Origin of the sequence: Pseudomonas sp. Root329, assembly GCF_001424925.1 — a bacterium.
Classification (GTDB): Bacteria; Pseudomonadota; Gammaproteobacteria; order Pseudomonadales; family Pseudomonadaceae; genus Aquipseudomonas; species Aquipseudomonas arabinosi.
The window spans coordinates 46637-69079 of the sequence record NZ_LMCV01000049.1; the positions used below are offsets into that span (position 1 = coordinate 46637).

Genomic DNA, 22443 nt, shown 5'->3' on the forward strand with positions numbered 1-22443 from the left:
TCCACCGTCTATGTAGCAGCTGCCGAGCAGCGCGAGGCTGCGTTCGGCGACGAAGTCGTCGTGAAATCAGGCGATACGGTTTACAGGAAAACCGCGTTTGCAGGGTTGACGACGACTTCGTCGCCGAACGCAGCCTCGCGCTGCTCGGCAGCTGCTACAGACCTGGCGCGAGGGTCACTTCAACGCCGGATCCCCCATGTTCATTTTCTTCCAGCCCTGCAACAGCACCTGCGCCTTCGGTTCCTGTCCGTTATCCAGGTAGTACTGGATCAACGACAACCGCGCATTGCGATTGGCCGGCTGCACTTTCAACAATCGCTCCAGCTCTTGGCAGGCCTCATCGACCTTGCCGCTGTCGTGCAACGCCACCGCCAACACGTAACCGTACTGGGCGTTCTGAGGCTCCAGTTGCGCGGCTTTGCGCAGGGCCGGCATGGCCTGGGCGGATTTGCCCGCGCGCACCAGCGACAGGCCTTGAGTGTGTTGCAGCAGGGCGGCATCCGGATGTTCTTTCAGGCTTTGCTCCAGCAGCGTCTGAGCGTCCTGACTGCGTCCGTTCGCCTCCAGCCATTGCACCAGCGTCACCAGCGCCGGATAGAAACCTGGATCGCGCTTGAGGGCTGTGCGCAGCAATGTTTCGACTTCGCCGCTACGACCGCTGGCCTGATAGAGCATGGCGAGGTTGAGGTTGGCTTCTGCGCGTTCGGCCAGGTTCTTCTGGACGTCCTCGTATTCGGCGATGGCCGCATTCCAGGGGGCCTGGGCGCTGCCCAATCCATTACGGGCCACGCTCAGTAGTTCCCGGGCCGCGACGATCCGCACAGCCTTCACCGGGTCACCCAGCAACGGCGTCAGCAGCGACGCGCGCTCCGGTGGCGGCAGGAACGCGCTGATCGCCCGAACGGCGCTTTCACGCACTTGCGGGGCCGGGTGGTTCAAGTCCTGGGTGGCCAGTTTCAACGCCTGTTCGCTGGGGTAAAGCGGCAACTCGGCGAGTAGGGTCGCGCGCTGAATCGCTGGCAAATTGCTGCGCAGAAGCTGCTCGTACAAGGCGTGTGCCGCGCCGGGCTGACCGTTGCGAATCAGCCACAGGCTTTCGTCGTAACGTGGTGCCTGCGCGATGGTGGTGTTCCAGAGCTTGAATTGCTCGGTGACCTTGTCGCCAGCCTTGCCCTGGTGACAGGTCAGGCAAGCGTCGGGCGTGCCGAGTTTTTTCGCCCGCTCTGGGTTGGGGATGCTGAAACTGTGGTCATGCCTGAAGTCATTGCCCATGTAGAACTTGCCGGGCATGTGGCAATCCACGCACTGCGAACCCGGCTGGCCCATGGTGTGGCGGGTGTGCTCGATGGAATCGTAATTCTTCGCTTGCAGCGCTTTGCCGTCGACGCCGTCCACCGAGGTCTTGCCGGCGGTGTTGTGGCATTGCAGGCAGACACCGTTGCCCGGCGCCTTGAGCTCGGTGCTGTGCGGGTTGTGGCAGTTGCTGCAGCGCACGCCCTTGTCGAACATTTTGCTCTGGGCGAAGGAGCCGTGTTCGAACACTTCGTCCTTGATCTTGCCGTCCAGCGCGTACAACTCGCGGGTCAGGGTGCTCGGCAGGTAGTCATCCATCAGGCGCTTGCCGGCGGTGAAACCGTCGCCCAAAGGGGCGCGGCGCGAGTGGCAGCGGGCACAGGTTTCGATTTCGACGGTGGCGTTCTTATCCTTCAGGTTGACGGCAAAACCGGCATGGATCAGGCCACTCTTTTTTGCTGTCCATTCCAAGTGATTGGAGGCCGGGCCGTGGCAGGCCTGACAGCCGACACCGAGGCTGTTCCAGTGACTGTCGAAGGTGTTTTTCGCGGCATCGAAATTGCGCTTGTAACCGGTGGTGTGGCACTCGACGCACATGAAATTGGCGTTCTGGCTCGGCTTGCTCCAGTGCAACGGGTCCTTGAAGTTCACGCCCTGGCCCGGATAGAGGTGAAACCAGCGGTGCTTCTCGGTATCCCAGGCCACGCCGAGGGCTTGCAACCGACCTTCGCCGACCTCGATCAGGTATTGCTGCAACGGCGCGATTCCGAAGGTGTAGGCGACCTTGAAGTCGGCATTTTTGCCGTCAATCCCGGGGGTGTTGACCCAGAACCCGTCGCCCTTGCGCGAGAAACGGGTGGTTTCGTTTTCCGCTTTGAAGGTGACGTTATTGAAGTCGCCCAGCATCGTTTCGGCATTGGCTTCCTGCATTGCCAATTGGTGATGGGAACCTTGCCAGTCCTTGACCTGCTCGCTGTGGCAGCCTTGGCATTGTTGCTCATCGACCATCGTTGCCGGCGCCACGGCGACCGGTTGCGGTTTGGCCGGCTGAGCGACCGGCGTACTGACAGGCGCATAGGTCACGGGGGCCGGTTTGCTGCTGAACAGAAACCAGCCGATGCCCGCTATGGCCAACAGCAAGACGCCGAGGGTGACGGGGAACAGGTAACGGTTAATCAAGGTCGGTGGCGAATCAGGGGTTGGCTGTACCGCTTTATTTTTATGTTTCGGCATTGCGACTTCCATAGTCCGGGTGCGTTTGCCGTCAGGCGCGCGTTCAAGCTCGACGCAGCTTTGCCGGATGGCCGGCGTCTGTCAAATGACGGTTGTGGAGGCGCTGCATCACTCCCCGACAAACCACCGGAAATACGGATTCCCCCCATCTCCGCGCATCACCTCGCGAATATCCCTGGCCCACGCGTCCCGGTCACCGTCATAAGCGTGCAGACTCGCCCGATAAAACTGCATCAGGCGTTGCTGGTGTGCGTTCATCCGTTCGTTGAAGCCCGCATCGGCATTCACCAGCGGTGGCGCTATACGCAGGTCCAGCAGGGCGGGCAGCACACGACTGATCTCCTTGGCCCGCACCCACGGCGCATATTCGATACGCGGCTGGTCGTCGGTCACCGGTTGGGCGTCGGCAGCGAAACGCTCCAGGCCGGCACGATCGGTGACCCAGGTCGAGAGCAACGCTGCAGCGGAGCCAATGCCCACGTCCTGTAAGGTGCTGCGCACGGTGTCCTGTTGGAAGCGTTGGCTGATTTTCTCCGCGTCCAGTTCAATCGGTTCCATCGAGCCCACCAGCAGCATTTCGTGGAACTCACTGGTCCACAGGGTGGCGTAGGGGAAGACGTCGAGAAAGCTGCGCACCAGTGAGCGCGAATCGTCGATGTTCTGGGTGGGCAGTGGCAACCATTGAGCGACCAGGCCTTGTTTCTCCAGGCGGCTGGCGGCCAATTGATAGAAGTCCCGGGAATACAGATTCACCACGCCCGCCGCGGAGGGCGGTGGTGGTTCGAGGGTGATCAAGTCGTAGCGCTGTGGGTTGCGCAGCAATTCCTGCCGGCCATCGTGCAGGCGTACGTCAACGCCGGGGTCAGTGGCTGCATTGAAGTTGCCTTTGAACAACGGCGCGGCTTTGACCACCGATGGCAGCAGCTCTGCCACGACACGATGCTCCAGCCCCGGATAGCGCGTCAGGGCGCCCGCGGTGATGCCGGTGCCAAAACCGATCACCAGCGCCGAGCGCGGTTCGCCATTGTGGATCAGCAGCGGCAACAGCGCCTGGATACGCATGTAGCGTAGCGATGGCATGGCGTCGCCGGTGTTGGACACGCCCTGGATGTACAAGCGCTGGAACGCTTTTTGTCCTTTGCCCTGAGTGACCACGGCGACGGTTCCACCGCGTCCTTCTTCGTAAAAAGCCAGAGTGCCGTTGCGTGCACCGGGAAGCAGGCTGGCGAGTTTGTTTACGGGCGTAAAAACCGCCACCGCAATCGACAACAGGCCAATAGCGACCACCGCCTGCCGCCGGCCTTTCTTGACCCTATGACCCTTGCGCACCGCGAAGTACCCAATCCCGGCAGCGACAATCGCCAGCAGGCCCAGGGTTCGGATCAGCCCCAGCAACGGGATCAGTACAAACCCGCAGAGCATCACCCCGACAATCCCGCCTAGCGTATTGAACGCCACCACCGCGCCGACAGCCTGACCGACCCGCTCGCGGCCGACGCTCAAACGCAGGGCCAGCGGAAATGCGGCGCCGAGCAGCAGGGTCGGTACAAACACGATGCTCACTGCCGCCACTGCAAACCGCGCGATCATGCCCAACAGGTCACTCGCACCCAACGACAACACCCAGGTTTCGGCCAGGCTTTGGGCGACCACCAGCCAGCGTCCGAGCAGGGCGATTTCCAGCAGCGCGACGAGCCCGGCACCGGCGATCAGCAAACCGAACACACCCCAGGGATCGCGAATGCGCTCAACCCGACGGGCCAGCAGGATGCTGCCGAGAAACAGCCCGGTGAGGTACGTCGCCAGCACCACCGCAAACGCGTAAGTACGGGTGCTCATGAACTGCACGATGGACTGCGACCAGACCACTTCGTAACCGAGGGCCACGCCACCGGCAATTGAGTAAAGCCACAAGGCAACGCGATCGGGTGCTTTGTCGGCGTGGTGCTTGACCGGCGCCTCATTCGGCAGCGAGCGGTGGCGTTGGAACCACAAGGCACCGACGGCGGCCAGCAGGTTCAGCATCGCTGCAGCCAAGGCACTGCCGCGTACACCGAGGGTCGCAATCAACACAAACGCGGCGAGCAAGGTGCCGGCGATGGCCCCGGCGGTGTTCGCCGCATAGAGTTGCCCGCCGGCCTTGCCCAGTTGTTGCGGGTTGGCTGCCAACGAACGAACCAGCACCGGCAGGGTACCGCCCATCAGCAACGCCGGAATGCCCACCAACGCAAACGGCAACACCCAGGCCAGCAGGCCGACTTGCTGTTCCAGCCAGGCAAACGGGCTGGCCGCGAGGCTCATGGCGAAGGTCGCGCCGACACCGAGCACGGCCACCAGCACTTCCAACCCGGCATAGAGCAGAACCGGCTTTTTCAAGCGATCGGCCCACCGGCCGAACCACAAACCGCCTAACGCCAATCCGGCAAAAAAGGCGCTGATCCCGGTGGTGATGGCGTACACCTCGACGCCGACTACCAACGACAACTGCTTGATCCATAGCACCTGATACACCAGTGCCGCGGCACCGGAGACGAACAGCAACAGGGCGGGAATCAGCAACGCCGGGGCTTTGCTCTGAGTGGCAGGGATGGCCGACGACTTGCTGGCGACTCGTGAGGACATTGTGGATTGCCTTGTGCAAAATTCGAATCGAACACGAACCGGTGTAGGAGCTGCCGAAGGCTGCGATCTTTTGATCTTGAAGGCTGAAGATCAAAAGATCGCAGCCTTCGGCAGCTCCTACGGTGAATGTGTTCACACCCTGGAAATAGGGCCGCTCGCCGGTGAAGGCGAGCGGCGGTCAAGCGGTTTTACTGTGCAGGCTGGTTCTTCATTTTTTCCGCGATTTTTGCATCTACAGCAGCACGGATTTGGTCAACGCTGAAACTGGCCGGTTTCTGGCTCGGCGGATACTCGATGAATGTCTGCAGGAACTGCGCAGACTTGGTCACCGCTTGCGCAACCAGATAGACGTTTTTGGTGGTCCAGTCGTAATACTGATCGGAAACGATATCAGCGCGTTCAAACGGGTCCATCCGCAGGTTGAGGATTTTCGGCACCCGCAGACATACGAAGGGTTCGCTCCACACCTTGAAGCCGCCAGGTGCGCGTTGCTCGCAGAACACGGCTTTCCAGTTGTCGAAACGCATCGACACCAGCACACCGTCATCGTTGAAGTAATAGAACTCCTTGCGCTCGCCTTTCGGTTGTTGGCCGGTCAGGTATGGCAGTTGGTTGTAACCGTCCAGGTGCACTTTGAAGTTGGTGCCGCCCGAGGTCGGTGCCCAGCCTTTAAGGAGTTTGTCCTTCACACCGGTGTCGCCGGCAGCCGCCAGCAGCGTCGGGAACCAGTCAAGACCGGAGAACATCTCGTTGGAGACTTCACCCGGTTTGACCTTGCCCGGCCAGCGAATCATCGCCGGTACGCGATAGGCGCCTTCCCAGTTGGAGTTCTTCTCGTTGCGGAACGGCGTGGTCGCCGCGTCCGGCCAGGAGAACTGGTTCGGCCCGTTGTCGGTGGTGTAGACGACAATGGTGTTGTCGGTGATTTTCAGGTCGTCGAGGGTTTTCAGCAGCTTGCCGACGTCGCCGTCATGCTCAAGCATGCCGTCCGCATACTCGTTGCCGGGCATGCCGCTCTGGCCCTTCATCGACTCGCGCACGTGGGTGAACAGGTGCATGCGCGTGGTGTTCATCCAGACGAAGAACGGTTTGTCCGCCTTGGCCTGTTTCTCGATAAACGCCTGCGCGGCGGCGGTGGTTTCGTCGTCGATGGTTTCCATGCGCTTGGTGGTCAGCGCGCCGGTGTCTTCGATTTTGCCGTCAGCGAAGCTGTGAATCACGCCACGCGGGGAGTTGGCCTTGACGAACTCAGGGTCGTCTTTGGGCCAGTACGGACGCTCGGGTTCTTCCTCGGCGTTGAGGTGGTACAGGTTGCCGAAGAACTCGTCGAAACCGTGGTTGGTCGGCAGGTATTCATCCTTGTCGCCCAAGTGGTTCTTGCCGAACTGGCCGGTAGCGTAGCCTTGGGATTTGAGTGCCTGGGCGATGGTGATGTCACGTTTTTGCAGGCCTACCGAGGCACCGGGCGCGCCCACTTTCGACAGGCCAGTACGCAGCGGTGTCTGTCCGGTGATGAAGGATGAGCGTCCAGCCGTGCAGCTGTTCTCCGCGTAATAGTCGGTGAACATCATGCCTTCTTTGGCAATCCGGTCGATGTTTGGCGTCTTGTACCCGACCACGCCCATGGAGTAGGCGCTGATGTTGGTCTGGCCGATGTCATCGCCGAAAATCACCAGAATGTTGGGTTTTTCAGCGGCTCCGGCTGTTGCCGAAATCGCCATCACCGAGGCTGCCACCAGGGCTAATTTCGGTAGCCACTTGTGTATACGAGTCATCTGACTTGCTCCTTTTCTCACTTGCGTCGCTCAAGCGCGACAAACGTTTTTTGCAGTCCTGCGTTACGCTTTTTTATTGCACGTGCTCGGGTGCGGCGGCCTCGAAGGGATAGATCCGACGCCATTCGGCGGCCATATCCACGATAGTCCAGCCACGGGTTTTTGCTTCGTCCAGGGCCTTGTCCAGACGACCGATCTGCGATTGACGGTCGTAGGCCCATTCGCGTTTGGCGTCGGTGTGATGCACCAGCCCCATGAAGCGTTTGCCCGGCCCGGCGGCGGTCCACTGCAACATTTGCAGGTCACCGTCGGAGTTGCCGAACGCGAGGATCGGACGCCGGCCGATGACCGCGTCGATGCTTTCCGGTTTGCCCGGTCCATCATCGTTGTGGGCCAGTTTGGCGGTGCGCAGGATCGACGGCTGGCCGTCCTTGAGCTGGTAGGCGGTGACAAACGTGGTGCCGATCACTTGTTCCGGTGGGATGCCATAGACCTGCTCGGCGAAGGCGCGCATGAACGCGGTGTCACCGCCGGAGACAATGTAGGTTTTGAAACTCTGGCTGCGCAGGTAGTCGAGCATTTCCAGCATCGGCTGGAAGATCATCTCGGTGTACGGCTTGCCGGTTTTCGGATGGCGCGCCTGGGTCAGCCAGGTTTTGGCGTAGTCATCGAAGGCTTCGGTGGTCATGCCGGTGTGGGTGGCGCCGAAGATTTTCAGGATGCCGTCCATGCCCGACTCGCCCAGGGCCTTGTGATCATTTTCCAGCACGGCCTTGAAGGGCTGGGTGGTTTTCCATTCCGGGTGCTGCGGTGCGGTGCGCTTGACCTCTTCCAGGGCAAACAGCAATTCGAAGTACATCGGCTGCTCGCTCCACAGCGTGCCGTCGTTGTCGAACACGGCGATTCGATCGGCGGGTTTGACGAAGTCCTTGCTGCTTTGATCGGTCACGGCCTGGACGAACTCGATGATGTTCTTTTTCGCCGGGCCGTCGTTCCACGAGGGCAGGGGCTCGCTGGTTTGGGCCAGCGCCGGCAGGCTCAGTGCAAGGGTTAACAGCAGCGTCAGCCCGTAGCGGTGGCGCAGCGATATCGGGTTCGTCATGGGAAATCCTTCTCGTGAACGGGATTGAGTGGACGCAGTGCAGGTGCCGCTGATGCTGTGTCGCGTTTGGCCTGACTATGCAGCGTAGCCAAGGATTGCTTGAGGTGGCGCAGCGCCTGATCTTCGGCGGGCTGACGGCTGTAACAGGCGCGCAACAGGTCTTGTAGCCGTGGGCCAAGGTTCGTCAGTTTCAGGCCCATGCGGCTGCGTCTGGCCCACAAGTACAGGGAGCTCAACTGTGCGGGTCTGGCGTCGATTTGCGCCGGTATTTGCCGCCAGGCGTAGTCGGCGGATTCCAGCCACGCGGCGTGTCGGGCGCGGCGCCGTGCCTGCCATCGAAGGTACGCACGATGGGCGAGGGGACGGGCAAACCAACCGAGCAGCGCCACGGCCAACAGCAACGCTAAAAGCACCAGCCAATGCCCGGAGAGATGCACGCGACCTTGCTGACCCAGTTTTTTCAGGTCTTCGGTGATCGAAAACACCGGCCGATAAGCGCTGTTGGCCACGGCATCGAAGGTTACGGCCGGGACTTGGGCCGTGCGGGTCTGTCCAGTGCTGGCGTCCCACCATTTCAGCTCGATCGCCGGCAGGTTATGGCGGCCTTCGGTGTCGATCCGATAGGTCACGGTGTCGATGCGCTGGCCACCGTTGAAATGGCCGCGACCGTCGTCGAGGTTGCTGATTTGCGCGGCTTTCGGATAACGGCTGAGGCCGGCGACATCCTCCAGTGATGGCGCTGACAGCGACATGGCCAGGGCGTCGTCGGCCTGCAACGTCAGTTGCCGGGTGATGCTGTCACCGACCTTCAGGGGTGTTGCCGAGTTGATTACTGTTTGCGTGAAGCGCAGCCCTTGGGCCACCAGCACCGGTTCGCCGGGTTGGAACCCCGGCGGTTGTGTGGCAATGAAGTGCAGTGGCTGGCTTTGGGCGGTCAACGGGGTGCTGGCCTGACCGGGCGTGGCGTGCACCGTCAATGCCGGGATGTCGAAACCCTGCGCCAGATTCGGGGTGATCCGGTAGCTGTAGCGCATGCCGTTGAACGACTTGCCGTCGAGAATCTGGTTCAGGTGTTCGGCGTGGCCGTCGGGCGGCATCACCAGTGCGCCGGGCAGTTTCAGATCGGGCAGGGTGGGGGCGTCGGTGAACCAGCTGTCGGTGAGGACATCGAGTTGCAGCTCCAGAATGCCGCCGACCATGACCGAGGCGGCGGGTTGCAGGCGGGTCTGGATTCGCAGCTCGGGTTCGGCGGCCAGAGCGTTGGTGCTGATCAGATAAATGAGCAATGCGCCGATTCCAATGTTGAATGATCGGACGCCTTCGCGAGCAAGCCCGCTCCCACAGGGGATTTGCGGTGCACCCGGATCAAATGTGGGAGCGGGCTTGCTCGCGATGGGTGCGACTCGGTCTTTCAGACGGATCATGGCTTGCCCTCCGCCTGATCCTGCAAACTGAATTTCTGCTTCAGGAATTTCGCCGGCGACGTACTGAGGTTTTGCAACCACAGCGCATCCGACGCCGCCTGCTCGGTCTCAACCGGTTTGCTCTGGCCCTTGCCCGGCGCCTTGTCCATTTTGATCTCGTCGGGTTTAACCTCGGGTGCGTTCTGTTCGGCGCTGTCGGTGTGTTTCTGCAAGGCGATGGCCAAGGCCAGGTTGGCGGTGGCTTCAGGGAATTGCGGCTGCACCTTCAACGCCTGGGTATACGCGGCGATGGCCTGATCAAACTTGAAGCGGCGCACGTAAATATTGCCCAGAAAGAAATACGCTTGCGGTGTGTCCAGTCGCGCGAAACTGGCCAGTGCCAGGTCGTAATCGGCGGCGTTGTAGGCGGCGATGCCTTTCCAGTAAGGATCGACGAAGTGTGCGGCGGCTTGCGGGAAGTGCCCGTGCTCGAAGGCCCAGCGGCCTTGCTGGTCAGGTGTAAAAAAGGCATCGGTCAATGCGTTGGCTTCGGCCGGTGCCGGTTGCAAGCCAATGCCCAGTGCCAGCAACCACCCGGCCATCCAGTTCAGGCTCCAGCCCTTGCGCACGCTGACGAAGGCGATCAGCAGCAACGGCCAGCACAGCCAGTAACCGGCGTCTTTCCAGTGCAGTTCGCGCTGTTCATCGCTGGCAGCCTGGAAATGCTGCTGAGCGTGCAGCTCGATCCAGTCCAGGTCGTCGTCATTGAGCGTCAGGCTGCCCAACGGCGCATCCAACGTTGATCCAAACTGTTTGAGCGCTGCCTGATCAAAACTGCCGAGTGCCGGACGACCATTGCTGTCGGTACGGGGCTGGCCGTTGGCGTCGTGGATGATCCCGCCGTCCTCGCTGCCGACGGCCAGAATCAGCACTTGCAGCGCGCTGTCGCCCAGTTGCTTGTCCAGACCGCTGAGTTGAGAGGTGTCGGCGCCGTCGGTGATCAGCAGCAGGGTTCCCGGCGTTTTCTCGGCGATCAGCAGGCGTTTGGCTTGCTCGATCACCGCGCCGACATTTTTCCCCGGCTTGCTGATCAGGTCGGTACTCAGGGCTTGAATGAAGGTGTCGAGCAGGGCCGGATCGTCGGTCGGCGGCAAAACCAGGTGAGCGCTGCCGGCGTAGGCGATCAACCCGCTGCGAGCACCGGCGCGACGCTGGATCAGGTCGTGCAGCTTGTGTTTGGCCGCCTCCAGACGACTTGGCTGTATGTCGGTGGCGTCCATGGACGGCGACAGGTCGATGGCGATGATCAGTGGCGCGCGGTTTTCCAGAAAGTCCGGACGGTCCTGTTCCCAGGTGGGCCCGGCAGCGGCGACCGCGCCGAGCATCAACAACGCGCACGCCAGATGCACGGGCCGAAAGCGCTGTTGATCCTGCGGCGTAATCAGCAAATGCGGCAACAAGTGTTCGGCAATGTTGCTGCGCAAGCGCCGTTGCACGTCGCGGCTGCGGCGCCAGAGCCAGGGCAACAGGGCGCCGAACGGCACCAGCAACAGCCACAGTGGACGCAGAAAATGGAAGTCACTGAGATTAATCTCCATCTCAAGCCTCCTGCCGCTGACGCGCGAATGCCAGGTGCGGACGGAGCAGGGCGCCCAAATGATAGAGCGCGAGCAAGCCGATCGCGGCCCCCAGTGGCCACCAGAACAGGTCCTTTTTCGGCTGATGACTGAGGGTTTTCACTTGATGCGGCGTGAGTTTGTCGAGGGTGCCGTACACCTGATCCAGCGCATTGCGATCTTCGGCACGGAAGAACTGGCCGCCCGTGGTCTCGGCGATTTGCTGCAAACCCTGAAGGTTGACCTTGGCTTCGCCCGAGGCGTCAGGGTCACCAATGCCGATGGTATGAATGACCACGCCTTTGGCGGCCGCCATGGACGCCGCGTGATCCGGCGTGATGGCGCTGCTGGTGTCGTTGCCGTCGGTGAGCAGAATCAGGACTTTTTCCTGTTCGTGGGCCTGGTCGAGCAGTTTCAGGCTCAGACCGATGGCGTCACCGATGGCGGTGTTGGGACCGGCCATGCCGATGCCGGTGTCGTCCAGTAACAGCGACAGATTGGCGTGATCGAGGGTCAGCGGCGCCTGCGGGTAAGCACCACTGCCGAACACGATCAGGCCCAGTCGATCATCTTTGCGCTTGTCGATAAAGCCATGAACCACGTCCTTGACCGCCGCCAGACGGTTGATCTTCTGGCCGTTGGCGTCGGTGAAATCGGTGGTTTCCATGGACTGGGAAATGTCGATGGCCAGCATCAGGTCACGTACCGGTTGCTGGCGCTCAATCGGTTTTTCGACGAACACCGGGCGCGCGGCCGCCAGTAGCAACAGTGCCCAGACCAGCAGGTTCAGCAGCAACTGCCAGCGATTGCTGCGGGTGCCGGCCTGGCTGGGTGCCTGGCCGATGGCTCGGCTCATGGCAGCAAAAAACGGTACGCGCACGGCGCTGCGGGCTTCGCGGTAATCGGGCAGGTAGCGGTAGCCGAACCACGGCAACGGCAAAAGGATTAGCAGCCAAGGGTAATCAAGCTGCCACATGGTGATGCTCCACCCAGTGTTTGCAGGTGGCGAACAGTTGATCGCGTTGTTCAGTCTTAAGCGCCAACAATGAGGCATCAGGTGCATAGGCCAATTGCGCCAGTTGCTGGCTGAAGTCGGTCGGTAACGGCTGCGCACTGTGCCGCACCAAAAATGCCTGCCAGTCATCCCCCCCAAGCGCACCAACACCCCCCTGTGGGAGCGGGCTTGCTCGCGAAGACGGACTTCCATTCAACATTGATGTCGCCTGACCAGACGCCTTCGCGAGCAAGTCGGATCGCCGCACCGCCGCTCCCACAGGGGTTGTATTCCAATCGGCGGGCATCGACAGGGCCACGCGTTTGAGTAGCTCTGGCAGTTCGCGTAGGGCATTGAGTTGATTGTCGCTGTTTTGCAGTTCGACCAATCGCACCAACGCCTCGCGCCGATAGCGATCCCGCCGCCACTGCCAATACCTCCGTGCGCTGACCAGCAAAACGGCAATCACCAACAGGCAGAACAACACCCACCAACCCCACGTCTGCGGCGCATAACTCACCGGCGCGGGCAGTGCGATCTCCTTGAGCTGTTCGATGCTCGGGATGTTCGGGTTCATCGCCGACTTCTGCCAAGCTTGCCCAGTTCGGCGCGCAATTGTTCCTGCGCCTCGGTGGCGGTGCTGAACATCATCAACGGCACCTGACTGCGGCGCAGCAACGTGGCGACGTCCTTGAGCCGACCACTGAGAAAGTCCCCCAACGGTTGATGAACACTGCGTTGCTCGACGGCCAGTTCCACCTGCAACTGGCCTTGAGTGATCAGCAAACGGCCATTTTTCGGCAGGTTCAGCGCCAACGGGTCGTAGACCTGCATGGCAATCACATCGTTGTGAGCCGCCAATTGGCGCATCAACTGCAAGGTGCGCTCACCGGCGCCGGCAAAGTCGCTGACGATGCAAATCAGGTGATCGTGACCGGCCACCGCCAGGCAATGCTTTAACACCTTGTCGAGCTGGTCCTCGCCTTCGGCGTCCGGATTGGCCGCGTTCAGTTGCTGATTCTGCTCAGCGATGCGACTGCACAGCGCTTCGACACGCTTACGGCTGTGCAGCGGGGCAATGGCGTCGATGCGCAAATCGTTGAACACCAGGCCGCCGACCCGATCTCCCGCGTGGAACACCATCCACGCGGCCAACGCGCCAAGCTCGGCGGCAACGGCGGATTTGAAACTGCGCTGGGAGCCGAAGAACATCGACATGCGCTGATCGACCAGAATCAACGCCGGGCGGTCGCGCTCTTCGGTGAAGGTACGAACCACCGGTTTGCCGGTGCGCAACGACGCCCGCCAATCCAGATGACGCAAGTCGTCTCCCGGCTGATAGCGGCGCAGCTCATCGAAGTTCAACCCACGGCCCCGCAGGCGCGAGGCATGGTTGCCGGCGAGAATGCTGCCTTGCGGCTGACGCGCGAGGAAACTCAGGTCACGCGCCTTGAACTCCAGGGCCATCAACTGCGCCAGAGAGACATAGACCAGACCGTCCGCACTGTTCATTTTCGACCTCAGGCCGGAATCGCGACTTTGTCGAGCACGCGATCCAGCACCTGATCAGCCGTCACCCCGTCGGCCACCGCGTCGTAACTCAGTGGCAGACGATGGCGCAGCACTGGATGCACCACGGCACGAACGTTGTCCGGCGAGACAAAATCCTGCCCCTGCAACCAGGCGTCGGCCCGGGCGCAACGATCCAGGCCAATACCGCCGCGAGGGCTGGCGCCGATGGCGATCCAGCGACCGAGGTCGGCATCGTAATCGGCCGGGTGGCGGGTGGCATTGATCAGGTCGATCAGGTAGCGGTCGATGGCCGGGGACACGTGAACGGCGCTGACTTCCCGACGCGCCGCGAAGATCACCTCCTGGGACAGCGCGAAGCCTTGCACGGCAGCCGTTTTCGCGCCCAACGCAAATTCTTCTTCACGTAACAGGCGCAGCACCTGGCTTTCGTTTTCCGCACTCGGGTAATCCAGCAGAACCTTCATCAGGAACCGGTCCATCTGCGCTTCCGGCAGCGGGTAGGTGCCTTCCTGCTCGATCGGGTTCTGGGTCGCCACCACTATGAACAGCTCCGGCAACACATGGCTGTTACCAGCCACGGTGATTTGCCGTTCTTCCATGGCTTCCAGCAACGCGGCCTGAACCTTGGCCGGGGCGCGGTTGATTTCATCCGCCAGGATCAGGTTGCCGAACAGCGGGCCGGGCTGGAACTGGATCTGGTTCTTGCCATCGATCTGGTGCAGCACCTCGGCGCCGGTGATGTCCGAGGGCAGCAGGTCGGGGGTGAACTGGATGCGGCTCATCTTCGCGTCCAGGTGTTTGGCCAGCGCTTTGACCGTGCGGGTCTTGGCCAGGCCGGGCAGGCTTTCGAGCAACAAGTGCCCGTTGGCCAACAGGCCAAGGATAATCTGACGGATCACCTGATCCTGGCCGAGCACGGCTTCGGCGATGCTGGCTTGCAGGGCGTTGAGGTCTTGGAGCGCAGTCATGGGATGTTCCACTCCTAGAAAAACGCCAGCGTCAGGTTGACGCTGAAACCATTGCCTTCAGGGCGGTTCTTGGTGTCGAACTCCGGTACCCAACGCGCGCTGACGCTGGCCTGGGCATCGGCAAATTTACCGGCCCAGCCCACCACCGGACCGGCGCCCACCGAGCGGCCGCGAAAGCCGTTGAGTGAATCGGCGGTCTGGCCTTTGTCATCAGTGATCTGCTGCACATAACCGCCGACAACGCCAGCACTCCAGCCATTGCCGAAACCGTGGGTCCACAGCGCATCGAGGGTGAAAATATTGCCGTTGCGATAATCCGTGGCGTCGTTCTCGGTGTAGAACTCCAGGCCGCTCGACAGGGTGAACTCACCGCCCTTGCCGTCCAGATGGGTGAAGGCCACGGTGGGCATAAAGGTGTAAGTGTTCTGCCCGGGGTTGGCCAGGCGATCGTCATTATAGGCACCGGTCGGCACGTAGATCGGCAGGGAAAGCGAGAGGTGGTTGACCTCGTCGAAGTGGTAGCCGGCGGCGATCGGCGTGATCAGCATGTCGGCGAACTGTGTGCCGGTGTCTTCGGTGCCCAGTGTCCGGCCGCGCGGGCCGGTAATGCTGATGTTGACGTCGGTGTACTGCACCGGCACGCCGATGGCCGAGGCGTAGTTCCAGCGACCTTTGCCGGTGTCCCAGATATGGGTGAAGTTGGCCATGGTGTAGGAGACTTTCATGTCCAGGTCTGCGCCGATCTCACCGGAAATCGGCACACCCTTGCTGCCCTTGAGGTTACCGTCGTACCAGATGCTGGTCAGCGACATGACCCAGCCAGGTTCCGGCGGCACGATCCCGGCATTGGAAAATACCTGTTGTCCGGTGATCGGCCGGCCGACACCGCCCTCGGCCGCGAGGGCCAACGGGCTTGCACCGAGCACGCACAGGGCCAGTAAAGGACGCACAACATAAGGCCTGACCATGACGGACTCCGGTTATTGTTTGGGTTGATTGACGGGGGTCAGCAGCGGCATTTTCCATTCGCCACTGGTGACTTCCGGTTTCGGCAGGTACAAGCGCAACACGCCGTAAAACGGACCGTTCGGCGCCGGCAGCCAATTGCTTTGCAAGTCTTTGGCCGGTGCCTTGTGCTGCACAAAAAGGGTCAGCCCACCGTCGGCGTCGAGCTTGAGATCCGGCAACATCCGCGAGTTGATCAGGTAACGATTCAACGGGTTGGCCACCAGCAACTTGTTCTTGCCGTCGTACATCGTCAGCGACCAGAACGCATCGGCCGGGGGCAGGGCGCCCTTGTCGAAATGCAGGGTGTAATCGTGTTTCGAGGCGTCGACCGGCTGGCCGTCCTTGTCGACGAAATAGCCGATGTAATTCGCCTCTTCGGCGGAGTTGCCAAAGATCCCCATGTTGGCGCCGGCGTAGCGGTACAGGTAGTTGCCGTTCAGGTGATCGCGAGTGCCGAAGATGTCACCGCTGGTGACCTGGTGGGTGTCGACCCTGTCTTTTTTGAACTGGGCAAACTCGGCTTTGGCATCGCTGATACCGTCCTCAAGCGCCTTGCGCCGCTCAGGCGTGAGCGCGCCCAGTTTGAAAGGCTTGCCGGCTTCAATACCGATTTTGGCAAAGCGTGCGAGCAGGTCTTTTTCCACGTCCTGGGGCGGGGCGAAAGACAGCATGAAGTTCAGGTAGCGGAACAGGTCGGGCGTATCGCTCATGGTCGGCGTGGGTTTCGGCCAGTCGATCTTCGGCGCGGCGGGCGGGGCTTTTTGTTTGACGTAGTGGCTGAGCGTCTCAACCTTGTAACCCTTCTGGATCTCCTTGACCTTGCCCAAGTCCTTTTCATCGAACAACTGCGTGCGATACAGCGCGTAGGCGATGTTGCTTTCGCTACGCAGCAGCCGATCCATTTCCACCGGTTGCTGGCCTTGCCAGTTCGGCCCGGCAATCATGAAATGCCCGCCGTTGTTGCCCGTGCTACGCGTGCCCAGGTACGCAAAGTTCTGCGTGTAGGCGTCGATCAACTGCACCGAGTAGTAACGGTGTTCTTCGATGGGTGGCAGGGTCAGCACCAGCGGTTCCGCGCGCAGGTCCATCCAGATGAAGGAGTAGGGCGTGTCGGCGTTCGGGGTGACGAAGGCGGTGTCTTTGGCGGTAAACGCCTTGGCGGTGTTGCCGATCTGGTTGAAGGGCGCCTTGAAGTTCGGGTTCTTCTTGTCCACGGCCTGGGTGTAGAGGGTCTTGTACATCTCTACCACCGGGAAGCCGTACAAATAGGCTTCCTTGGCGATGCCCCGGGCTTCTTCCGGGGTGGCGGTGAAGTCGGCCCAGGCGCTGGTGCTCAGGGTGAGCGAGAGTGCGGTGAGCAGCATGCGGATATTCATAGAACTTCCTTATAAAACGCTTGGGCGTCATTCCACGGCCGTGATGTCGTCGAGTTTCCAGCTTTTATCGAAGTAGGCTTCGGTAGGCGCGTACAGGCGGAAATAGCTGAACCAGTGTTTGCCCGGTACGGTTTGCACCCAGTTGTTCTCGAAATCTTTGGGCGCAGTCGGGCCGAAGTACAGGTCCACCGAGCCGTCGGGGTTCTTTTTCAGATCCTGACGGGACGACAGATCGGCCTTGCGCTGCGGGTTATCGATCAGGCAACGGCTGTCGATGTCATAGACGGTCATCGACCAGAACTGCTTGGCCGGTGGGTTGGCGCCGACGTGCAGGCGATAGCTTTTGCCGCCGTCGAGCCAGTGGCCCTTGGCGTCGGTGTAGGCGCCGAGGTAGGTCTGGCCCAGGCCCGGTGTCTTGGAAACCATGCCCTTGGTGTTGGTCACCGCTTCGTAGAACCAGGCACTGCGTTCCCACAACTGGTCGTAATAGGCGACGCGCTGCGACGGCTCGGCGATGTTCAGCACGGTGTCCCATTGCCGGTCTTTCCAGTACTGGGCGTCTGGAAAACGCTTGGCGAAGGTGTTGGCCTTGGCGATCAGCTCGCCGACTTGCGCACCTTGTTCCAGCGCCTTACGTTGGTTGTCGTTGGGGTTGAAGGGTTTGTCTTTTTCGATGCCCAGGCTGGCCAGCATGGCCATGTAGAAACGGTCACGTTCGTTGACCGGCTCTTTCTGGATGATCTGGTGCAAGCGTTGCCAATACGCCAGGCCACGTGGCTGAGTGCCGGACCAGGCCTTGCCGCCGGGGGAGAGCAGTTGGGTCTTGCCCGGTTCGGCGCGTTTGGCGTACGGGTACATCTTGAATTGTTCGACCAGCGCCTTGCCCTTGGCCGGGTCCGGATCGAGGACGCGAAAACCCACCAGCACGTTCATCGTTTCCGACTTGGCGAGGTAATACTTGCCGGCGTCGGCCGGTGGCTCGGCACCCGGTGGCAGTACCAGATACTTGCCGCCCTTGCCTTTGTCCGGGCCGGTCTGGCCCATGTCGATGATTGCGCGTTGCCAGAAATCACCCACACCGCCCGCCGTCGGGCCGGGCGGCAGTTCGATCACCAGCGGACCGGTTTCATTCAGGTCAACGAAACCGAGGATGTACGGCGTGGTGGCGTTGGCGGTGATCACGCCCAATTTGTCTTCGTAGCTGTTGAGCACCATCAGGTCGCCGTTGTGGGCGCCGAGTTTGTCGCGAAACTCTTCCTGCCATTGCGCGTAGGACACCAGCGGCAAGGCCCACAGGTAACTCTGGGTCGCCTGTTGGAAATCCAGTTCAGCGTAGAGTTTGGCAATCGATTCATGGGCCGGCAGTTCGCCTTCCATCGCGATCTTGCCGATCCGCGTATCGAGGTCCAGAGCACCGACGCCGCAACTGACGAACATCGTCATCAGGCTGAAACCGGCTGCGCGAATTGCACCGTGCATAGAAAAGTCCTTATTTGCCAAACGTGACGTTGATCCCGGTGTACAGCGTGAACTGAGGCAAGCCATCGCCTTTGCGTTCCACGGTCCACTGAGGTTCGACGAATACGTTGAGAATATTCGTCCCGGATTTCCAGACCTTGCCGCCGCCGAACCCGATGGGGATGTAATGGGTGTCGTTTTTCAGGTCGAACGTCCAGGTGCCGGTCGAACGCAAATACCAACCTTTGGCCAGGTTATGAATGATGAAGGGCTGCATCGTGGCGGTTTCGACGTGGGCGCGATCATGGTCGCCGGCGAACGAACTCTGGTATTGCACCAATGCGCCGAGCAGGCCGCGCGGCGATGAATCAATCGCAACGGCCGCCAGGCCGGCCTGCCATTTGCCGGTGCCCAGTTCGTCCTGATCGGCGGTGGGGGTGGTGATCAGTGGACCGATGCCTAGCTGCACACCATCAGTCTTGAGCAAGAAGATGTCGAAAATGTTCAGATCACCTTCGCCGGTGCTGTAGCCGCCGTTTGGATCGGGACGAGTACTGATCGGCACGGTGGCGCGCAGCAATTGCGGCACACCAATGAAGTCGTTGGGTGCGATGGGCAACGTGCCACGCATCAGGACGTCGTTGGTGTGGGCATTGGTGTCGTAGAGCTTGGGTGTGTAGTAATCCTGAAGGTTGGCGCCGGGCGCCAGGTTCAGCGGGTTGTTACTTTTGTTGGCCGTATCGGCGTTATCCGCGTGGGCATAAACGGCAGACGCCATTGATGCCGCCAATAGAAAGGCGTGTGCTCCCGCATTGTTCGACATGAATCCCCCGTTCCTTCGTGGCTCATTGGACGACTCGGCACTTGGCGGCCGTTGCTGCGAAATCTCTTTCCTATCAAGCCTGTAGGACATGTCTGTTGACGCTAGCAGCTAACCCGGGGTTCGCCAGTCGAAGGGGGGAACATTTGGTTTTTTTGTACACGCTTGTGGGGATTTGTGTGTACTAAAAAGTTAATGCGAAGCGGGGTTGAGATCGATGGACTGTTGATGTGGTGAGGGAGCTTGTCGGAACGCCGCATCGCCCCGTTAGGTGGCAAAGCCGCTCGATATAAATCCACCCCATATAACTATGTACCGCACCTGACCACCGCCCCGTCGACATGCTGTGCCCTACAGACAAGGAGTGACTGTATGGCACAAAACACATTGAACGATGGATCATCAGGGAGCGTTGCCATCAGGTCGGGACCGCCCGCTTCGAGTGGTGGTTCGGGTGGCGGTTTCGGTGGCGGCGGCGGGGTTTCAGGCGGCTTTGGTAAAACCAGCAAGGGAAAGCGAAAAGCCCGAAAGCGAGCTATAGAGGCGGATCGTAAGGCAAAGGAACAAGCAAGTGCGCAAGCAGCGGCTCAGGCGCAGGCCAGCGCTGCACAAGCGCAGGAGCAGGCCCGCGTGCAGGCCCGGCATCAACAACTCGCGGCGCTGGCGCAGCGTCATGCCGCCGTAAGAGTTGAGGTAGACCAACGTTTTGCAGCCCGGACCGTGCAACTTGCGCCCACCCTGGAGCAGGAAGTCCTGGCAGCGCGACGGCCGTCTGATAGCCACTCAAGCGAGCGCTGGCAGCTTTACCTCATCACTAGACAAAAAAGCGAAATAGACGGGCTGATCGCCCGAAAAACCACAGAGCTCAATGCAAATAGCGGGGTTGCCCGATCATTCGATGGGCATGATCCGCTCACCCGCACGTTGCACGATTACGAGGCCCGACTTGAGCAGTTCGGCGAGGCGCTCGTTCACGGCCACCAGACCTGGGAAAACGCCTATACCGCAGCCCATGAAGTTCAACTGCTATCGGCACAGATAAATGCCCTCACGGGTAAGTCCAATGCACTGGCCAAGCATCACGCCGAGCAGACTGCTGTCTGGCGCAAGCTGGAGGCCATCCGGGAAGCCCAGCGTCAGTACGCCGAGCAGCGTGATGCGCGAGTTCGCTTCAAGCAGCAAGTCGACGAAGATGCGAGGGTTGAACGGGTCAGGCACGCCAACACGCTGACAGCTCCGGTAACTTCGGTGGCCGCTGGCGGAATGTTTTTGACTCGAGAAAGCGTGTTGGTTGCGCAAGACGTCGCCGCTGCACTTGAAAGGGCTGTCCAGGCTGCCATCGACACCCTTATCGATGCCGGGCGCATCGTAGCCAGGACGGGGCCAGTATTTGTTACGGCAATGGTTTATTCGCCATCCCTTGGTAATGGCGAGTTGACCGCGGAACAACGCCGGCGTTTGTTCCAGGGCATTGGCGTTCCGGCCCAAGCGCTGGGTCTTACTGACAATCGAGCGCTGCAATCAATCGCAAATGCGGGCGGTTCGGCGGAGGTGTCGTATCGGCTCAAACCCGAAGCCGTACCGGAAGGTACCGCGATTATCGTCACTAGCACCGCTGGCGAGATTGGCGCCAGTGTTCCGGTTATCAACGCAGTATTCGACCCCCTGACCGGGGCCTACAACGTTGAGGTTCCTGGGTCACCCACCAGGCACCTGCAGTTTGCCGCCGAGGCTACGCCTCAATCGGCCATTACCGGTCAGCCGGGGCTTGCGGTGATGACACCGCAGATCCAGGACATTCCGGCGGGTGTCGACTTGCGCATTCAGGATTGCATCGTTTGCGTGCCGGGCCTGTCGCCGATGTACCTGTCCTTCAACCTGCCGTCTATGGGCTCGGGTATCGTCACCGGGAGCGGTCAACCCGCCACGGCTGACTGGTGGAAAACCGCGAGCCGAGCGAAGGGCGCAACTATCCCGACTCAAATCGGCGACCAGTTCCGGGGTCGGGAAATCAAGTCGTTCCAGTCCTTCGACGAAGCACTGTGGCGAACCCTCAGCGAGCACCAGGCACTCACCCCTCTCTTCGATAAGGTGAACAAAAAACGCATCGAACAAGGATTCGCGCCGTATGCGCCGAAAAGCACCTGGGTCGGTGAACGTCGTGAATTCGAACTGCGTTATCAAGAGCGGGCAGAACTTGGTGCGAACCCCTTTAACCTCGACAAAATAAGCATCACCACACCGCAAAGCACTCAGGGACGACTAGGGATCATACCTGTCGTTCTACCTTGGCCGATTCGTCCCGTGGGTGGCGGTACCTGGGCCCCGTTGGTTCCACCAGGCATCGAACATCTGGGGCCAACGACCTTGCCGATCACGCTGTCGATTCCAGCGGTTTACCCCGGCGCACCGGTCATCCCCGTCCTACCTCAAAACGAGACGTTTCCGGCTGTTGACGAAGGGCAGATTGGTGCCAGTATTCCTGGGTATCCGGGGGATATGGAATTGCCTTCCTCGGACGTCCTGTTTCTTGATCGGCGAGATGATCCGGGCATGGCAACAGGGGTTGGACAGTCGGTTTCAGGAGTATGGTTGGGCGAAGCCTCTCGAGGGGAGGGAGCGCCTATTCCTTCGCAGATCGCTGATCAGTTAAGAGGGAAGGAATTTTCTAATTTTCATAGATTCAGGGAGGCGTTTTGGAAGGCAGTTGCGGCTGACGTAAGTTTAAGTACTCAATTCAATGCCACAAATTTGAGGTTTATGCGCAAGGGCGCTGCACCTTTCCCCATCGCAAACGATCAGTACGGAGGGCGAGTAAAATTTGAACTCCATCACCAATTAGAAATTGCGCAGGGAGGTGCGGTGTACGACATGGAAAACATTGTCGTGATGACACCGAGACGACATGTTCTCGTGCATAAAGGAGGTAAGCAGCTATGAAAAAATACTCACGTCTTGAAGATTACACAGAATCTGAATTTATGGACTTCCTCAGAGAACTTTTTGATGGTGGAGAGAGCTTAACGGCGGATGAGTTTGATAAATACATGATTGAACGCGTCAAGCATTTCGAGGCGATCACCGAACACCCAGACCGATCAGACGTCATTTTCTATCCCAAGGACGGTCAGGAGGACAGTCCCGAAGGGATTCTGAAAGAAGTCAAAGAGTGGCGCGCACTCAATAACAAACCTGGCTTCAAACCCGAATGACTTGCCACCAATGACTTACTGGCATCTGTT

General features: G+C 60.4%; 16 protein-coding genes. 2 read left to right on the forward strand and 14 right to left on the reverse strand.

Annotated features, from left to right (window positions below):
• Nucleotides 1–174: 174 nt before the first annotated feature.
• From ASC74_RS27905 to ASC74_RS27970, 14 genes are all read right to left on the reverse strand, one after another.
• Nucleotides 175–2526, reverse strand: a complete 2352-nt coding sequence (locus ASC74_RS27905; protein ID WP_056745857.1) for a tetratricopeptide repeat protein — start codon at nucleotides 2524–2526, stop codon at nucleotides 175–177.
• 108 nt (nucleotides 2527–2634) lie between these two features.
• On the reverse strand, nucleotides 2635–5148 hold the full coding sequence (locus ASC74_RS27910; RefSeq protein WP_056745859.1) for a fused MFS/spermidine synthase: 2514 nt from the start codon (nucleotides 5146–5148) through the stop codon (nucleotides 2635–2637).
• Between the two features lie 188 nt (nucleotides 5149–5336).
• Complete coding sequence (locus ASC74_RS27915) at nucleotides 5337–6923, reverse strand: arylsulfatase (protein ID WP_056745860.1); 1587 nt, start codon at nucleotides 6921–6923, stop codon at nucleotides 5337–5339.
• A gap of 73 nt (nucleotides 6924–6996) precedes the next feature.
• Entirely contained in the window at nucleotides 6997–8025 is a 1029-nt protein-coding gene (locus ASC74_RS27920) for an HAD family hydrolase (RefSeq protein ID WP_056745862.1), read from the reverse strand.
• Complete coding sequence (locus ASC74_RS27925) at nucleotides 8022–9449, reverse strand: BatD family protein (RefSeq protein WP_056745864.1); 1428 nt, start codon at nucleotides 9447–9449, stop codon at nucleotides 8022–8024. The genes ASC74_RS27920 and ASC74_RS27925 overlap by 4 nt, the downstream gene beginning before the upstream one ends.
• Entirely contained in the window at nucleotides 9446–11026 is a 1581-nt protein-coding gene (locus tag ASC74_RS27930; protein ID WP_056745866.1) for a VWA domain-containing protein, read from the reverse strand. The genes ASC74_RS27925 and ASC74_RS27930 overlap by 4 nt, the downstream gene beginning before the upstream one ends.
• A gap of 1 nt (nucleotide 11027) precedes the next feature.
• Complete coding sequence (locus ASC74_RS27935; protein ID WP_056745868.1) at nucleotides 11028–12020, reverse strand: vWA domain-containing protein; 993 nt, start codon at nucleotides 12018–12020, stop codon at nucleotides 11028–11030.
• Nucleotides 12007–12615: a DUF4381 domain-containing protein gene (locus ASC74_RS27940; protein WP_056745871.1), complete on the reverse strand. Its 609-nt coding sequence runs from the start codon at nucleotides 12613–12615 to the stop codon at nucleotides 12007–12009. The genes ASC74_RS27935 and ASC74_RS27940 overlap by 14 nt, the downstream gene beginning before the upstream one ends.
• Entirely contained in the window at nucleotides 12612–13550 is a 939-nt protein-coding gene (locus tag ASC74_RS27945) for a DUF58 domain-containing protein (protein WP_056745872.1), read from the reverse strand. The genes ASC74_RS27940 and ASC74_RS27945 overlap by 4 nt, the downstream gene beginning before the upstream one ends.
• An 8-nt stretch (nucleotides 13551–13558) precedes the next feature.
• Entirely contained in the window at nucleotides 13559–14539 is a 981-nt protein-coding gene (locus ASC74_RS27950; RefSeq protein ID WP_056745874.1) for an AAA family ATPase, read from the reverse strand.
• 14 nt (nucleotides 14540–14553) lie between these two features.
• Nucleotides 14554–15507 carry a SphA family protein gene (locus ASC74_RS27955; RefSeq protein WP_056745875.1) on the reverse strand — a complete coding sequence of 318 codons (954 nt, stop codon included), beginning with the start codon at nucleotides 15505–15507 and terminating at the stop codon, nucleotides 14554–14556.
• Between the two features lie 12 nt (nucleotides 15508–15519).
• On the reverse strand, nucleotides 15520–16923 hold the full coding sequence (locus ASC74_RS27960; RefSeq protein WP_056745878.1) for a DUF1254 domain-containing protein: 1404 nt from the start codon (nucleotides 16921–16923) through the stop codon (nucleotides 15520–15522).
• Between the two features lie 27 nt (nucleotides 16924–16950).
• Entirely contained in the window at nucleotides 16951–18402 is a 1452-nt protein-coding gene (locus ASC74_RS27965) for a DUF1254 domain-containing protein (RefSeq protein ID WP_082555906.1), read from the reverse strand.
• A 10-nt stretch (nucleotides 18403–18412) separates the two neighbouring features.
• Nucleotides 18413–19204 carry a hypothetical protein gene (locus tag ASC74_RS27970; protein ID WP_056745880.1) on the reverse strand — a complete coding sequence of 264 codons (792 nt, stop codon included), beginning with the start codon at nucleotides 19202–19204 and terminating at the stop codon, nucleotides 18413–18415.
• Nucleotides 19205–19573: 369 nt separating this feature from the next.
• On the opposite strand from ASC74_RS27970, the gene ASC74_RS27975 reads away from it, so the two are divergent.
• Nucleotides 19574–22141 carry an S-type pyocin domain-containing protein gene (locus tag ASC74_RS27975; protein ID WP_056745882.1) on the forward strand — a complete coding sequence of 856 codons (2568 nt, stop codon included), beginning with the start codon at nucleotides 19574–19576 and terminating at the stop codon, nucleotides 22139–22141.
• The gene (locus ASC74_RS27980) at nucleotides 22138–22413 is read left to right on the forward strand and encodes a bacteriocin immunity protein (protein ID WP_056745884.1); all 276 of its coding nucleotides are present in this window, start codon (nucleotides 22138–22140) and stop codon (nucleotides 22411–22413) included. The genes ASC74_RS27975 and ASC74_RS27980 overlap by 4 nt, the downstream gene beginning before the upstream one ends.
• The last annotated feature ends 30 nt before the right edge of the window (nucleotides 22414–22443 follow it).

What these genes read in the sequence shown, in the direction of transcription:
- ASC74_RS27905 (WP_056745857.1), bottom strand. Translation starts at nt 2,526, where the DNA reads ATGCCGAAACATAAAAATAAAGCGGTACAGCCAACCCCTGATTCGCCA.
- ASC74_RS27910 (WP_056745859.1), bottom strand. Translation starts at nt 5,148, where the DNA reads ATGTCCTCACGAGTCGCCAGCAAGTCGTCGGCCATCCCTGCCACTCAG.
- ASC74_RS27915 (WP_056745860.1), bottom strand. Translation starts at nt 6,923, where the DNA reads ATGACTCGTATACACAAGTGGCTACCGAAATTAGCCCTGGTGGCAGCC.
- ASC74_RS27920 (WP_056745862.1), bottom strand. Translation starts at nt 8,025, where the DNA reads ATGACGAACCCGATATCGCTGCGCCACCGCTACGGGCTGACGCTGCTG.
- ASC74_RS27925 (WP_056745864.1), bottom strand. Translation starts at nt 9,449, where the DNA reads ATGATCCGTCTGAAAGACCGAGTCGCACCCATCGCGAGCAAGCCCGCT.
- ASC74_RS27930 (WP_056745866.1), bottom strand. Translation starts at nt 11,026, where the DNA reads ATGGAGATTAATCTCAGTGACTTCCATTTTCTGCGTCCACTGTGGCTG.
- ASC74_RS27935 (WP_056745868.1), bottom strand. Translation starts at nt 12,020, where the DNA reads ATGTGGCAGCTTGATTACCCTTGGCTGCTAATCCTTTTGCCGTTGCCG.
- ASC74_RS27940 (WP_056745871.1), bottom strand. Translation starts at nt 12,615, where the DNA reads ATGAACCCGAACATCCCGAGCATCGAACAGCTCAAGGAGATCGCACTG.
- ASC74_RS27945 (WP_056745872.1), bottom strand. Translation starts at nt 13,550, where the DNA reads ATGAACAGTGCGGACGGTCTGGTCTATGTCTCTCTGGCGCAGTTGATG.
- ASC74_RS27950 (WP_056745874.1), bottom strand. Translation starts at nt 14,539, where the DNA reads ATGACTGCGCTCCAAGACCTCAACGCCCTGCAAGCCAGCATCGCCGAA.
- ASC74_RS27955 (WP_056745875.1), bottom strand. Translation starts at nt 15,507, where the DNA reads ATGGTCAGGCCTTATGTTGTGCGTCCTTTACTGGCCCTGTGCGTGCTC.
- ASC74_RS27960 (WP_056745878.1), bottom strand. Translation starts at nt 16,923, where the DNA reads ATGAATATCCGCATGCTGCTCACCGCACTCTCGCTCACCCTGAGCACC.
- ASC74_RS27965 (WP_082555906.1), bottom strand. Translation starts at nt 18,402, where the DNA reads ATGCACGGTGCAATTCGCGCAGCCGGTTTCAGCCTGATGACGATGTTC.
- ASC74_RS27970 (WP_056745880.1), bottom strand. Translation starts at nt 19,204, where the DNA reads ATGTCGAACAATGCGGGAGCACACGCCTTTCTATTGGCGGCATCAATG.
- ASC74_RS27975 (WP_056745882.1), top strand. Translation starts at nt 19,574, where the DNA reads ATGGCACAAAACACATTGAACGATGGATCATCAGGGAGCGTTGCCATC.
- ASC74_RS27980 (WP_056745884.1), top strand. Translation starts at nt 22,138, where the DNA reads ATGAAAAAATACTCACGTCTTGAAGATTACACAGAATCTGAATTTATG.